Origin of the sequence: Deinococcus sedimenti, assembly GCF_014648135.1 — a bacterium.
In the GTDB taxonomy this organism is placed as follows: Bacteria; Deinococcota; Deinococci; order Deinococcales; family Deinococcaceae; genus Deinococcus; species Deinococcus sedimenti.
The window spans coordinates 156,782-169,707 of sequence record NZ_BMQN01000005.1 but is presented as its reverse complement, the minus strand read 5'-3'; the positions used below and the strand labels follow the sequence as shown (position 1 = coordinate 169,707).

Sequence of the window (12,926 nt, the reverse complement as noted above, 5' to 3'; positions counted from 1 at the left end):
GTCCGGCCGCGCCGGGGCGGGTAGGCTGGCGGGATGACGACGTTTCGTGTGTTCATCGCCACCAGCCTGGATGGCTTCATCGCGCGGCCCGACGGGCGGCTGGACTGGCTGCCGGGGGCGACGCCGGACGGGGTGCCCATGCCTGCCGGGGAGGATCACGGTTTCTTCGCGTTCATGGCGGGCGCGGAGGTGGTGGTGATGGGCCGCGCGACGTTCGAGACCGTGCGGGCGTTCCGTCCGTGGCCGTACGCGGGCAAGCGGCTGATCGTGCTGAGCCGCACCCTGACGGCGGCGGACATTCCGGAGGACCTGCGGGGCGAGGGGGTGGAGGTGCATCCGGGGCCGGTGGAGGCGCTGGCAGCGGACCTGCGCGGGCAGGGCGTGGGGGGCGTGTACGTGGATGGCGGGCAGACGGTGCAGGCGTTCCTGCGCGCGGGACTGATCGAGGAGTTGATCGTGACGCGCGTGCCGGTGCTGCTGGGCGAGGGGATCCCTCTGTTCGGCCCGCTGGGCGGGGACGTGTGGCTGGAGCATCTGGGCTCGCGGGCGTTCCCGTCGGGGCTGGTGCAGGACTCGTACCGGGTGCGCCGCTGATTCACACGGGCGGAGGATGGTGATGAGGCTCTCTTTATCCTGTCTCCATCTGACCTGCCCAGGATGCTTTAAGAGATAAAGTGTCGCGCATGGAATACCGGAACCTCGGCAGGAGTGGTCTGAAGGTCAGTGAAGTCGCCCTGGGCGGCTGGGAGACGTACGGCATCAACCAGGACGCCTCCGCGATGGTGCGCGAGATCGTCACCGCCGCGTACGACGGCGGCGTGAACTTCTTCGATCAGGCCGACATCTACGCCAAGGGCCGCAGCGAGGAACTCATGGGCGCCGCCCTGAAGGAATTCCCCCGTCACACGCTGGTCATCAGCTCGAAGGTGTACTGGCCGATGAGCGACGACGTGAACGACCGCGGCCTGAGCCGCAAGCACGTCCTGCACAGCATCGACGGCAGCCTGAAGCGACTGGGCACCGATCACCTCGACATCTACTTCGCGCACCGCTACGACCCGGACGTGCCCATGGAGGAGATCGTCATGGCCTTCGATCAGGTCATCCGCGACGGCAAGGCGCTGTACTGGGGGACGAGCATGTGGCCCGCGGCGCGCATCGCGCAGGCGGTCGAGTTCGCGAAGGCCAACGGCCTGCACGCGCCCGTCACCGAGCAGCCCGAGTACTCCATGGTCCGCCGCGACCGCGTCGAGGGCGAGATCCTGCCCTACACGGAAAGCGCGGGCGTGGGTCTGGTCGTCTGGAGCCCCCTGGCGATGGGCCTGCTGACCGGCAAGTACGACGCGGGCAAACCCGAGGGTGCCCGCCTGACCGAGAAGGAGAACTGGGGCAAGAACTTCCTGACGGAAGAGAACATCCAGAAGGTCCGCGACCTGAAACCCATCGCGGACGACCTGGGAATCACCCGCGCGCAGCTGGCCCTCGCGTGGATCCTGCGGCAGAAGGGCGTGAGCAGCGTCATCACGGGCGCCACGAAGGTCCAGCAGATCGAGGACACCGTGAAGGCCGCGGGCGTGCGCCTGAGCAGCGACGTGATCGAGCAGATCGAGAGCATCCTCGGGCGCTGATCCGTGCGGGCGGGGGGGAGGGCGAGGCGGACGTCTCCTCTCCCCCCGCTGCTGATGGTCCTACGGATTCCGTTTCAGGCGCGCAGCTGTCCGGGCGTGACGGGTTCACGCAGCAGCCGCGCGTAGGCGCCTGCGCCGCCCCGGTCGAGTTCGGCGCCCACGAGGTCCCCGCCGACCGAGTACGTGAAGATGTACGCGCGGAAGTTCGGGTTCTGGATGAAGCGCAGGGACTGCGCGGCGCGGGCGTCGCTGGCCAGGGCGTAGGTGCGCAGGAAGTCCAGCACCTCAGCCTCGGGGGCGCCGTCGGCGTGCAGGCGCATGGCGGCCTCGCCGCTCACGCCGCCCAGCGCCTTCTTGACGTGGCTGGCGGCCAGGAACGTGCGGATGTCCTCCGGGTCCACGCCCGCCAGCGCAGCGAGGTCGCCGGTCAGCCACGCCTCCAGTTCCGCGCGGGTCATCACGGCGCGCAGGGCGTTCACGGCGATCCCCTCCGACACGACGCATTCCGGCGCGTTGATCAGCTGGATGCCGTGTTCAACCCAGCCGCGTTCCCGCACCAGCCGGGCTTCCTTGGTGGCGTGTTCGGTGTGGTGGCCGGGGTAGCCCTCGTGGGCCATCAGGTCGGGCAGGGCGGGCAGCAGCACCGGGAGGTCGGTGTTGATGTCGATGCGGCTGCGCAGGTTCCCCAGCGGCCAGTTGTACCCGCTCCAGGGCCTGTCGGTCACCAGTTCGATGCTGAAGTCCTCGCCCTGGGGCAGCCCGAAATGCTCGGTGACGCGGGCGCGCAGTTCGGCCAGGATCGGCTGCGCCACCCGCAGGATCTCGCCGCGCGGCACGGCCAGCCGGGCACGCAGGGCCTCCTCGCGCGCGGGCAGGGGGCCGCTGCCGGGCAGCGTGGCGTCGAGTTCGGCCAGTGCGGCGTCCAGGGCGCCCAGGTCGGCGCGGCGCGGTTCGATGTCGTACAGGCCACGGACCTCGTCGGCGTAGGGGATCGCCTCGCCGGACAGCAGGCGGGTCATGGTGTGCATGGCGCGCACCTGCACCTCCAGCCACGCGCGCCGCTCGGGTTCGGGCACGCCCGCCACGTCCGCCAGCAGGGCCTGCGCCTCGTCCCGCAGCGCCTGCGGGTCGCGTGTATCCCGCACGGCCCACTCCTGCGGGCCGCCGTACCCGTCGATGAAGCCCTCAGAGTGCGCGTCGATGGCGTGCGCCAGCCGCACGTAGCGTTCTGCGATGTCCGTCATGCCCCGGAGGATAGGCCCTGCGCGGGGTGCAGGGCGTCCGGGGCGTCCGGCATCGCGGGGCGCCCATGCACCCAGAGAGGGCCGCGCGGCCCCGCCGAAACCGGGGGGCCGCGCCGAGGAGCGGGGGTCAGGGCCGCCCGAAGGGGTTCAGGCCCAGGGTGGGCGCGCCGCTCAGGGCGTCCACCCCGGCGCCCAGCAGGCTGTCCACGCCGCGCGTGAGTTCGCGGGTGGTGGCCTCGTTCTGCTCGCGCACCACGTCCGGCGTGACACTCACGGGGTAGGGCGTGCCGTCGGGTTTAGCGTAGTTCAGGATGGTCAGCTGTAGCGCGCCCTCGCCCACCGGGAAGACGCGGGTGGCGGTGTTGCCCACCCCGGCGGTCTGCTCGCCCAGGACCGGGCCACGCCGCGCGTGCTGGATCTCGAATGCGAAGAACTCGCTGCACGACGCGCTCCCCTCATCCACCAGCACCGCCATCGGTCCGGTCCACAGGTTCGGGTTGCGCACACCGCCCGCAATGCGGCCGTCTTCCAGGCGGGTGCCGCGACTCACGACCGTGCGGGCGTTCCCGTCGGCGCTGCGGGCCAGTCGGGTCAGGCTGGGCACGAAGGCACTGACGGCACTGTCGCACTCGGCGAGGCTGCCGCCCGTGTTGCCGCGCAGGTCCACGATCACGCCGGTCGCGCCGCGCGCCTGCGCCTGCCCGACCAGATCATGCACGCGCTGCGCGACGCCCCCGCCGGACAGGAAGGTCGGTATGCGGATCACGGCGGCCTCGGCCGCGCTGGCGGGCACGAAGCTCAGGCGCGGCAGGTCCACGGTGCTGCTCTCGCGCGCAGTGATGGTCAGGGTCAGGGGGGTGCCCAGCCGCTCGCTGCCCAGCGTGATGGTGCGCCCCTGTTCGCGCGCGGCCCGCAGGTTCTCGTAGGTGTACGGCTGCCCGTCGATGGTCAGCAGCACGTCCCCGCGCCTCAGGCCGGCCTCCTCGGCGGCGCTGCCGGGCACGACCTCGGTCACGACGCGGTTCTGGCCGTCCAGCGCGCCCAGCTTCACGCCGAACTGCAGCCGGTTGCCGCCGGTGACGCTGGCCCGGAAGTCCCGGTAGTCCTCGGGCGTCTGGAAGAAGGAGTGCTCGTCGCCCAGCGCGGTCAGTTCCGCTTCCAGCACCGGGTACGCCTTCGCTTCTGCGCAGGTGTCGGGGGTGGGTCTGCACACGTTGTCGAGCCGCTCCTGGTACTCGCGGGTCAGCGCGGCGCGGTCCACGGTGGACAGCCCGCCGTACTCGTTCTGGATGAGCTGATTGGCGCGGTTGAAGAGGTCCTGCGCGGGCGACACCACGCCCTGCGCGTGGGCGGGGGCCATGCCGGCGCCCAGCAGCAGCGCCGTGAGGCCCGCCGTGCGCGCGACGCGGAGGAAGGACAGGGCAGTCACCGGGCTCTGTGTGGCGTTCATCGGTCCATTCATTGTGCGCCGCGCGGATGGGAATTTGGTGGGCGGCGATTGCAACGAAACTCACAAGATTTGCCGACCAGGAAGGGAAATCTCCTGATGGCAGGACCACTGCTGCGCGGCGGGTCAGCGGACGGGTCGGCGCTGGTACAGTTCGACGACGCGCCGCAGGAACTTCAGACCCGGCGCGAGGCTGCTGGCCTGCACCCACTCGTCGGTGCGGTGCGCGTTCCCGCCGCGGTACACCCCGGCGGCCAGGGCCGGCAGGTCGTGCGGAACGGCGGCGTTCGCGTCGGTGCTGCTGCTCGCCACGCGCAGGTCGACGCGGCCCTCGCGGCTGGCGTCCCGCACGAGGTCCAGCAGCGCCTCGCCGCGTAGGTCCCCGCCGGGCCGGTCCCCGACGCGTTCCAGATGCAGTTTCACCCCGGCCTCGCGCGCAGCGGCGTGCAGGGCCGCCACGGCGCGGCGGTCCAGATCGCTCAGGACCTCGCCGTCCAGGGAGCGCAGGTCAAGGAGCAGGTCGGCGGTGCCCGCGATGGAGTTCACGCTGGTGCCGCCCGACGCGACGCCGACGTTCAGGGTGGTGCGCGGGTTCACGGGCAGGTGCAGGGCGTACAGCGCGCTGATCGCGCGGCCCAGGGCGTGCAGGGCGCTGGGCGCCTGATCCCCCCAGGAGTGCCCGCCGGGGCCGGCGAACGTGGCGCGGTAGCGGCGCACGCCCACGGCGCGGGTCACGGCGATGCCCAGGTAGCCGTCCACCGCCAGGAACGCGCCCAGCTGCGGCCGGTGCGTGCGGATCAGGTGCTTGGCGCCGCGCAGGTCGCCCAGGCCCTCCTCGCCGACGTTCGCGGCGATCCACAGCGGGCGGCGCAGGGTCAGGGGCCGCTCGCGCAGGTCGCGCAGCAGCGCGGTCATGACGGCGAGGCTGGCGCTGTTGTCCCCCACGCCCGGCCCCACCAGCCGCCCGCCTTCCTCGCGGACGGTCACGTCGGTGTCCGCGTCGAACACGGTGTCGAGGTGCGAGGCGAGCAGCAGCGCCGGGAGGCCCTCGGTGCCGGGGGGCGTGAGGCGCGTCAGGACGTTCCCGACCTCGTCCCGTTCGACCGCGTAGCCCAGGTCCGTCCACAGGCCCGCGATCAGGTCCGCGCGCCGCTCCTCGTGGAAGGTCGGGGCGGGCGTCTGGGCGATGCGGGTGAGGTACGTCAGGGGCATTGCGCGCCATTGTACGTGCGCCCGGGGCGGCCGGAACGGGAAGGCACGGAAATCCCCCGCCGGGATGGGCAGGGGCGAGGGAGGGTGCGGGGGTTCAGCGGCGCAGCATGCGGCTGCCGATCATGCCCGCCAGGCCGACCAGTCCGGCCTTCACCAGGGGGCTGCTGAGCATCCCGCCGGGCGCGAACGCGGCCTCCAGGGGGCTCTTGCCGTCCTGCGCGGGAGCCTGCGCGGTCTTCGTGTAGGCGTCCACGAGGTCGTGGTCGTCGTCGTGGCGGACCTGCGTGACGGGGTTGGCGGGGCTGCGCACGATCGCGTCGCCCATCTCGCGGCGCTGGTCGGGGCTCATGCCGCCCACGTACTCGCGCAGGATCTGGTCGCGTTCCTCGGGGCTGGCCTGCTGCAGGTAGTCCTGGATGTACGCGGCGGCTTCCTGGGGGCTGACCTGCCCGTCGCCGTTCGTGTCGCGCGGGTCGAGTCGGGCCATCTGCTCGTGACGGTCTTTCTGCTGGAAGAACATAGGGGGCACCTCCGGTGAGGGTCGCGCGGGAACCTGGGGACGGAACCGGTCGGGACCGCGCGCGGGCTTGGGTGGGACGACCGCCACGCTACGCCGCCGCGCCAGCCGGGGCGTGAGGGTGGCCTTCACCCGCGTTCATGGCCGGACCACCCCGCGACGGGTGCGGCGGGGGAAGCGGGGGGCGCGCGCGGAGCGCTACAGTTGCAGGGATGCGGTCACTGGTGCTGATTGGTCACGGCTCTCACCTGAACGGGGAATCGGCGGTCGCCGTGTACCGGTACGCGGACCTGCTGCGCGGGCGCGGCCTGTTCGACGAGGTGATCGAGGGGTACTGGAAGGAGGAACCGTCGCTGCGGCAGGTGCTGAAGACGACCGCCAGCACCGACGTGACCGTGATCCCGATGTTCATCAGCGAGGGGTACTTCACCGAGACGGTCATTCCGCGTGAACTGGGCCTGGGCCACCAGGGGCCGGTGCCGCCCGAGGGCATCGCGCGGGTGATCGGGGGGCGCACGGTGCGCTACACCCTGCCGTACGGCGTGCACCCCGGCATGGCGGACGTGATCGAGGCCCGCGCCCGCGAGGTCCTGCCGGACCCCAGCCCGGACGACACGGCGCTGATCGTGCTGGGGCACGGCACGACCCGCAACGAGAACAGCAGCCGCGTGATTCACGAGAACGCCGCGCGCCTGCGCGAACGGGGGCTGTTCAGCGAGGTGCACGCCCTGTTCCTCGACGAGGACCCGCGCGTGAGCGGCTGGGCCGAGGTGACGCGCGCGCCGCGCGTGGTGATCGTGCCGTTCTTCGCGTCCGAGGGCTGGCACACCCTGGAGACCATCCCGCAGGACCTGGACCTGACGGACACGGTCACGGCCTTCCCGGACGCGCCGCACGGCCCGCGCGAGGTGTACTACGCCCGCCCGGTCGGCACGCACGCGGCCGTCGCGGACGTGATCGTGCACCTGGCGGAGGAGGCGCGCGGCGCCGGCGGTCCCGGCGGGGACACCGAACGCGGGCACGAGGCGGCGTGGCAGGCGTTCCTGAAGCTGGCCCGGCGGGGCGCGCGGGTGGGTGAACTGCTGATCACGCCGGAACTGGGCGTGTTCGAGGTCCGGCACGCGCTGGACGAGGGTCGCCCCGGCGGGGACCTGATGACCCTGGTGACGCCCGAGGGCGTGCGGGACCGGGCGCGGGTCACGGACGGCGGCGAGCACCGCCCGGTGCATACCCTGCGCAACCTGCCGCGCGGCTGGCGGGCCGTGCTGAACGAGGCGGACCTGCGCCGCGCGGTGCATTACACGTACCCGGCGGTGGTCGAGGAGACGTACGCGCACTCGTGCCACGCGCTGCGGCCCACGCCGTGGGCGACGACCGCGCGGCGGCAGACCGGCATCTACGCGAAGGTGCAGCGCGCCGTGCCCGAGCAGGTCGAGCGGGTGGCCGGGCGGGTGTGTGCCGCCTGCCTGCGCACGCGCCTGTGGGCCGGGGAGCGCCTGACGCACTCGTTTCTGGACGGCGTGCCGGGCGGGATGCCCTGCGCGGAGGCCTGCACGTTCCTCGTCGCGGAGGTCCGCGAGGAGGTCGCGCGGAAGAAGGCAGGGGCGGCCAGCGCCAGCGACGACTGATACGGATTCCGTCTGTTTCGTTGACAACCCGGAACCGCACCGGGTTGCCAACTCCACGCCCGGAACCCGTTCTTCTCCTGCTCGCGTCCGCTCGGGTTGAAAGTTTTTGCAAACCTTTCAACCGGAGTCCGTATGAGCAAGACTCCTGACCCGGACTCGGGTTGCAGGGGCGCGGCGCGGGCGGACCGGTGGCCTGCCCCTCTGCCCACGCCATCTCCGGCCACGCCATCGGGGCACGCCCCCGGCAGGGGGTTCGTCCAAGTCCTCTGAACACCCCGGCATATGGCTCATGCGGGGGTGTTACGCTGCGCAGCGGTGACCGCCCTACCCGGGCGGGCATACATCTTCTCTTCCACCCGCGTCCTGTGAGACGCCCCGCACCCCACGCACCGGGAGCGGTAAGCCCGTCCGAGAGACGGCGATGGAGGCCTGCACATGCTCAGCACTGCGACATTTCAGCGTCGCCCCGCTCTGCTTCGGGGGACGCGTTTCCTACATTCCGGGGAGCGCGCGCTCCCCACGGAGGGCGTATGACCGGTAGAGGCGAACTGAAGTACGAGGGGAAAGCCAAGCGCGTCTACGCCACCCCCGACGCGAACGAGTACGTGGTGGAGTACAAGGACGACGCGACCGCCTTCAACGGCGTCAAGAAAGCCCAGATCGGGGGCAAGGGCGCGATCAACAACGCGATCACCGCGCACCTCTTCCCGCAGCTGGAAACGGCGGGCGTGCCCACCCACTTCATCCGGCAGCTGTCGGAGACCGAGCAGCTCGTGCGGGCCGTGACGATCATCCCCGTGGAGGTCATCGTGCGCAACGTCGCCGCCGGGTCGTTCAGCAAACGCCTGGGCGTCGAGGAAGGCACCGAACTCTCCCGCCCGGTCGTGGAGTACTGCTACAAGAGCGACGCGCTGGGCGACCCCCTGATCAACACGGACACCGCCGTCGCGCTCGGCTGGGCCACCCCCGAGCAGCTGACGCGCATCCGGGAGCTGGCACTGAACGTGCAGGCGTTCCTCGTGCCGTACTTCGCGGCGCGCGGCGTGCGCCTCATCGACTTCAAGCTGGAATTCGGCACGCTGGCGGACGGCACGGTCGTCCTGGCCGACGAGATCAGCCCCGACACCTGCCGCTTCTGGGACGCCCAGACGAACGAGAAGATGGACAAGGACCGCTTCCGCCGCGACCTCGGCGGCGTGGAAGACGCCTACGCCGAGATGCTCCGGCGCGTGACCGCGCCGGGCGCGAATGGCTGAAGGTCGATGGCCGACCGCCACGATCCACCTGCGCCAGCACTCCTGACCATCTGCCATCAGCCTCTTGCCATCTGCCCTCCGAAGGAGCCCCACCATGTCCACCTTTAAAGCGAAAGTGTTCGTGACCCTGAAGCCCAGCATTCTCGACCCGCAGGGGCGCACCGTGGAGCGGGCGCTGTCGCACCTGGATCACGGGAACGTGAGTGGAGTGCGCGTCGGGAAGTACATCGAACTGACCCTCTCGGGCAGCCGCGCGGAGGTGGAGGCGCAGCTGAAGGACATCACCGAGAACGTGCTGAGCAACCCCGTGATGGAGGACGCCCGCTGGGAGCTGAGTGAGGAGCTGGTCGGGGCGTGAAGACGGCCGTCATCCAGTTTCCCGGCAGCAACTGCGACGGCGACGCGCTGCACGCCGCGCAGTTGCTCCTCGATAAGGACGCGCAGTTCGTGTGGCACACCGAGGCCGGACTCCCGCAGGGCACGGAGCTGGTGTTCCTGCCCGGCGGGTTCAGTTACGGCGATCACCTGCGCAGCGGCGCGATTGCCGCGCGCAGTCCGATCATGCAGGCCGTCAAGGCGCACGCCGAACGCGGCGGGTACGTGCTGGGCGTCTGCAACGGCTTCCAGGTGCTGACCGAGTCCGGGCTGCTGCCCGGCGCGCTGAGCCGCAACCGTGACCTGCACTTCCTGTGCCGCCCCGTGCACCTGCGCGTGGAGAACACCGGCACGGCGTTCACCGGCGCGTACACGACAGGGCAGGTCATCGAGGTGCCCATCGCGCACGGTGAAGGCAACTACTACGCCGACCCCGAGACGATCGCGCGGCTGGAGGGCGAGGGGCAGGTCGTGTTCCGGTACACCGACAACCCGAACGGCAGCCTGAACGACATCGCCGGGATCGTCAGTGAACGCGGGAACGTGCTCGGCATGATGCCCCACCCCGAGCGGGCCGTGGAGGCCCTGCTGGGCAGCGAGGACGGCCGCGGCCTGTTCGACAGCCTGAAGGGCGCGCTGGTGTCCCGGTGACCCCCCAGGCGGGCGCGGTGACGGCCTACCTGGCCGAGCAGTTCCGCAGCGAACTGGACCTGTTCCGCGCCGCGCTGGAGCAGGCGCCAGGCGACGCCTTCCACACGCCCCGCCTGGGCCACAGCCCCGCGTGGCACGCCCTGCACATCGCCGAGTGGCTGCGCCTGATGGTCCTGGACGACCGCACGCCGAACTACCACCACCTCGGCTGGGAGGACAACGCCCGCGTGCAGGCGCTCGGCACCCAGCCCGCGCCTGTCCGCGAGAGCGACCCGCGCGAGCAGATCCTGGCCGCGCTGATTGAGACCGGCACGCAGGTCGTCGCGTGGCTGGAACGGGCGGGCGACAGCGCCCTGGACGGCGAGGTCTTCAGCGCCGCCACCCCGGGCGGCACCCGCCCCCGCCGCCTCGCCCTCGGCATGCAGCTGCGCCACGTCGGCTACCACCGCGGACAGCTGAACCTGCTGCTGAAATCGCAGGCGTGACCCGCACCTCCTCTTTCCCACTCCCGATCCATCCCCGCCCGGGCCGCGCCCGGGTTTGCAAGGAGCTTCAATGACGCAAGCCGCCACCCTCCGCGACCGTGCGGGCACGTTTGGCCTGTCCACCGAAGAATTCGACCTGCTCGTCTCGCGTATCGGCCGGGAGCCGAATGCGCTGGAGGCCGCCATCGTGGGCGCCATGTGGAGCGAGCACTGCGGGTACAAGAACTCGCGGCCGCTGTTCCGGCACTTCCCCACGACGGGGCCGCAGGTGTTGCAGGGTCCCGGTGAGAACGCGGGTGTGGTGGATATCGGGGACGGGTGGGGCGTGGCGTTCAAGATGGAGAGCCACAACCACCCCAGTGCGGTGGAGCCGGTGCAGGGCGCGGCGACGGGCGTGGGCGGCATCCTGCGGGACATCTTCGCGATGGGCGCGCGGCCGTTCGCGGTGCTGGACAGCCTGCGCTTCGGGAACCCGGACAGCCCCAGGACGCGCTTCCTGCTGAACGGCGTGGTGGAGGGCATCGCGCACTACGGCAACGCGATCGGCGTGCCGACGGTGGGCGGCGAGGTGACCTTCCACCCCAGCTACCAGGAGAACCCGCTGGTGAACGTGATGGCGTTGGGCCTGCTGCGCCACGAGGATCTGGCGAAGGGGACGATGGGTGAGGTCGGGAACACCATCGTGTACGTCGGGTCGAAGACCGGGCGTGATGGGCTGGGCGGCGCGGTGTTCGCGTCCGCCGACCTGAGCAACGCGTCTCAGGCGGACCGCCCGGCCGTGCAGGTGGGCGACCCGTTCATGGAGAAACTGCTGCTGGAGGCGACGCTGGAAGCCATCCAGGCGGGCGTCGTGGCGGGCGTGCAGGACATGGGCGCCGCCGGACTGGTGAGCAGCACCTGCGAGATGGCGTACCGCGCCGGGCTGGGCATCACCATGAACCTCGATCTGGTCCCCACCCGCGAGGACGGCATGGTGCCCATGGAACTGTGCCTGAGCGAGTCGCAGGAACGCATGATCCTGGTGCCCGTGCCGGGCAAGGAGCAGGACCTGCTGGACCTGCTCACCAAGTGGGAACTGGACGTCGTGACCATCGGGCAGGTGGAGGGGCACACCAACTACCGCCTGACGTGGCGCGGCGAGGTCGTCTGCGACCTGCCGGTGGACCTGCTGAACGAGGCCCCCAAGTACACCCGCGAGGGCATCGAATCCGACGAGATCAAGGCGAAGCGCGAGCGTGACCTGAGCGGCGTGCCCGTCCCCGGCGACCTCGGCGCGGTCCTCACCGACCTGCTGAGCCACCCCACGATTGCCAGCAAGCGCCCCATCTATCAGCGCTTCGACCATCAGGTCATGACGAACACCGTCGTCGTACCCGGTGCCGCCGACGCCGCCGTCATGCGCGTCAAGGGCAGCGGAATGGGCGTCGCCGCGACCAGCGACTGCAACCCGCGCTTCGTGTACCTCGACCCGTACACCGGGGCTGCCGCCGCCGTCGCCGAGGCCGCCCGCAACCTCGCCTGCGTGGGCGCCACGCCACTGGCGATCACGGACAACCTCAACTTCGGCAACCCCCACCGGCCCGAGGTGTACTACCAGCTGGAACGCGCCGTGCACGGCATCGCCGACGCCTGCCGCGCCCTGAACACCCCTGTCACCGGCGGGAACGTCAGCCTGTACAACCAGTACACCGAAGGGGACGAACGCGTCGCCATCCACCCCACCCCCACCATCGGCATGGTCGGCGTGCTGCCCGACGTGACCAAACGCGCCACCATGGACCTCAAGGGCGAGGGCCACACCCTCTACCTGATCGGCGAGCACGCCGACAGCATCGGCGCGAGCCAGTACCTCGAAACCGTCCACGGCCTTGAGGCCGGACACGTCCCCACCCTGGACCTGACCCGCGAACAGGCCGTCATCGACGCGACCCTGCACCTGATCCGCGCGGGCCTGACCGACACCGCGCACGACTGCGCCGAAGGCGGCCTCGCCGTCGCCCTGAGCGAAATGGCCATCGCCGGGAACACCGGCCTGACCGTCACCCTGAACGCCCCCACCACCACCCACGCCGACGCCCTCCTGTACGGCGAAGCGCACGCCCGCATCCTCATCGCCACCCCCGACGAGGCAGGCACCGAAGCGGCCCTCAACGCCCAGGGCGTCCCCTACACCCGCCTCGGCACCACCGGCGGCGATACCGTCACCATTGCCCTCCCCACCCACCACATACACTTGAGCGTGACCCTCAGCGCCCTCACCCACGCCCACACGACCCCCCTCGCGGAGATCCTGGGATGAACCCCCCGGCCTTTCTCCTCCCCCTTGACTGGAGCAGCTCCGAAGGAGAGGGGGGAGGCCGGGTGGGGGTGAACCGCCACCGACCCACCCGCGCAGCCAGAAAGACCAACCCAACCCCAGCCCGACCCGCACACGCCGCCCGGCCCGCTCACCCCCTCCCAACCTCCCCCCTCAAGGGGGAGGG

11 protein-coding genes and 1 pseudogene are annotated in these 12,926 nt (G+C 71.1%); 8 read left to right on the top strand and 4 right to left on the bottom strand.

The window, feature by feature from the left end; all coding sequences use genetic code 11:
- Positions 1 to 33 precede the first annotated feature (33 nt).
- Positions 34 to 594: a dihydrofolate reductase family protein gene (locus IEY69_RS12695; protein ID WP_189073518.1), complete on the top strand. Its 561-nt coding sequence runs from the start codon at positions 34 to 36 to the stop codon at positions 592 to 594.
- Positions 595 to 683: 89 nt separating this feature from the next.
- Positions 684 to 1,628 carry an aldo/keto reductase family protein gene (locus IEY69_RS12690; RefSeq protein WP_189073517.1) on the top strand — a complete coding sequence of 315 codons (945 nt, stop codon included), beginning with the start codon at positions 684 to 686 and terminating at the stop codon, positions 1,626 to 1,628.
- 74 nt (positions 1,629 to 1,702) lie between these two features.
- Here IEY69_RS12690 and IEY69_RS12685 read toward each other — a convergent pair whose 3' ends face one another.
- The 4 genes from IEY69_RS12685 to IEY69_RS12670 all read right to left on the bottom strand — a co-directional run bounded on the left by IEY69_RS12685 (position 1,703) and on the right by IEY69_RS12670 (position 6,051).
- A complete protein-coding gene (locus tag IEY69_RS12685; RefSeq protein ID WP_189073516.1) occupies positions 1,703 to 2,872 on the bottom strand; it encodes a DUF885 domain-containing protein in 1,170 nt (389 codons plus the stop codon).
- A gap of 127 nt (positions 2,873 to 2,999) precedes the next feature.
- On the bottom strand, positions 3,000 to 4,322 hold the full coding sequence (locus tag IEY69_RS12680; RefSeq protein ID WP_189073515.1) for a S41 family peptidase: 1,323 nt from the start codon (positions 4,320 to 4,322) through the stop codon (positions 3,000 to 3,002).
- 123 nt (positions 4,323 to 4,445) lie between these two features.
- Entirely contained in the window at positions 4,446 to 5,531 is a 1,086-nt protein-coding gene (locus IEY69_RS12675; RefSeq protein WP_189073514.1) for a M20/M25/M40 family metallo-hydrolase, read from the bottom strand.
- 94 nt (positions 5,532 to 5,625) lie between these two features.
- A complete protein-coding gene (locus IEY69_RS12670) occupies positions 5,626 to 6,051 on the bottom strand; it encodes a hypothetical protein (RefSeq protein ID WP_189073513.1) in 426 nt (141 codons plus the stop codon).
- Positions 6,052 to 6,257: 206 nt separating this feature from the next.
- On the opposite strand from IEY69_RS12670, the pseudogene IEY69_RS12665 reads away from it, so the two are divergent.
- The 6 genes and pseudogenes from IEY69_RS12665 to purL all read left to right on the top strand — a co-directional run.
- A pseudogene (locus tag IEY69_RS12665) lies at positions 6,258 to 7,676 on the top strand (CbiX/SirB N-terminal domain-containing protein); the annotation flags it as partial.
- Between the two features lie 530 nt (positions 7,677 to 8,206).
- Positions 8,207 to 8,932, top strand: coding sequence for a phosphoribosylaminoimidazolesuccinocarboxamide synthase (gene purC, locus IEY69_RS12660; RefSeq protein ID WP_189073511.1), 726 nt, complete (start codon positions 8,207 to 8,209; stop codon positions 8,930 to 8,932).
- Between the two features lie 94 nt (positions 8,933 to 9,026).
- Positions 9,027 to 9,290, top strand: coding sequence for a phosphoribosylformylglycinamidine synthase subunit PurS (purS, locus tag IEY69_RS12655; protein ID WP_046843969.1), 264 nt, complete (start codon positions 9,027 to 9,029; stop codon positions 9,288 to 9,290).
- A complete protein-coding gene (gene purQ, locus IEY69_RS12650; RefSeq protein WP_189073510.1) occupies positions 9,287 to 9,958 on the top strand; it encodes a phosphoribosylformylglycinamidine synthase subunit PurQ in 672 nt (223 codons plus the stop codon). Before purS ends, purQ begins: the two co-directional genes overlap by 4 nt.
- 17 nt (positions 9,959 to 9,975) lie before the next feature.
- Entirely contained in the window at positions 9,976 to 10,443 is a 468-nt protein-coding gene (locus IEY69_RS12645) for a DinB family protein (protein ID WP_229783931.1), read from the top strand.
- Between the two features lie 70 nt (positions 10,444 to 10,513).
- Entirely contained in the window at positions 10,514 to 12,742 is a 2,229-nt protein-coding gene (purL, locus tag IEY69_RS12640) for a phosphoribosylformylglycinamidine synthase subunit PurL (RefSeq protein WP_189073508.1), read from the top strand.
- Positions 12,743 to 12,926 lie beyond the last annotated feature (184 nt).

What these genes read in the sequence shown, in the direction of transcription:
- IEY69_RS12695 (WP_189073518.1), top strand. Translation starts at nt 34, where the DNA reads ATGACGACGTTTCGTGTGTTCATCGCCACCAGCCTGGATGGCTTCATC.
- IEY69_RS12690 (WP_189073517.1), top strand. Translation starts at nt 684, where the DNA reads ATGGAATACCGGAACCTCGGCAGGAGTGGTCTGAAGGTCAGTGAAGTC.
- IEY69_RS12685 (WP_189073516.1), bottom strand. Translation starts at nt 2,872, where the DNA reads ATGACGGACATCGCAGAACGCTACGTGCGGCTGGCGCACGCCATCGAC.
- IEY69_RS12680 (WP_189073515.1), bottom strand. Translation starts at nt 4,322, where the DNA reads ATGAACGCCACACAGAGCCCGGTGACTGCCCTGTCCTTCCTCCGCGTC.
- IEY69_RS12675 (WP_189073514.1), bottom strand. Translation starts at nt 5,531, where the DNA reads ATGCCCCTGACGTACCTCACCCGCATCGCCCAGACGCCCGCCCCGACC.
- IEY69_RS12670 (WP_189073513.1), bottom strand. Translation starts at nt 6,051, where the DNA reads ATGTTCTTCCAGCAGAAAGACCGTCACGAGCAGATGGCCCGACTCGAC.
- purC (WP_189073511.1), top strand. Translation starts at nt 8,207, where the DNA reads ATGACCGGTAGAGGCGAACTGAAGTACGAGGGGAAAGCCAAGCGCGTC.
- purS (WP_046843969.1), top strand. Translation starts at nt 9,027, where the DNA reads ATGTCCACCTTTAAAGCGAAAGTGTTCGTGACCCTGAAGCCCAGCATT.
- purL (WP_189073508.1), top strand. Translation starts at nt 10,514, where the DNA reads ATGACGCAAGCCGCCACCCTCCGCGACCGTGCGGGCACGTTTGGCCTG.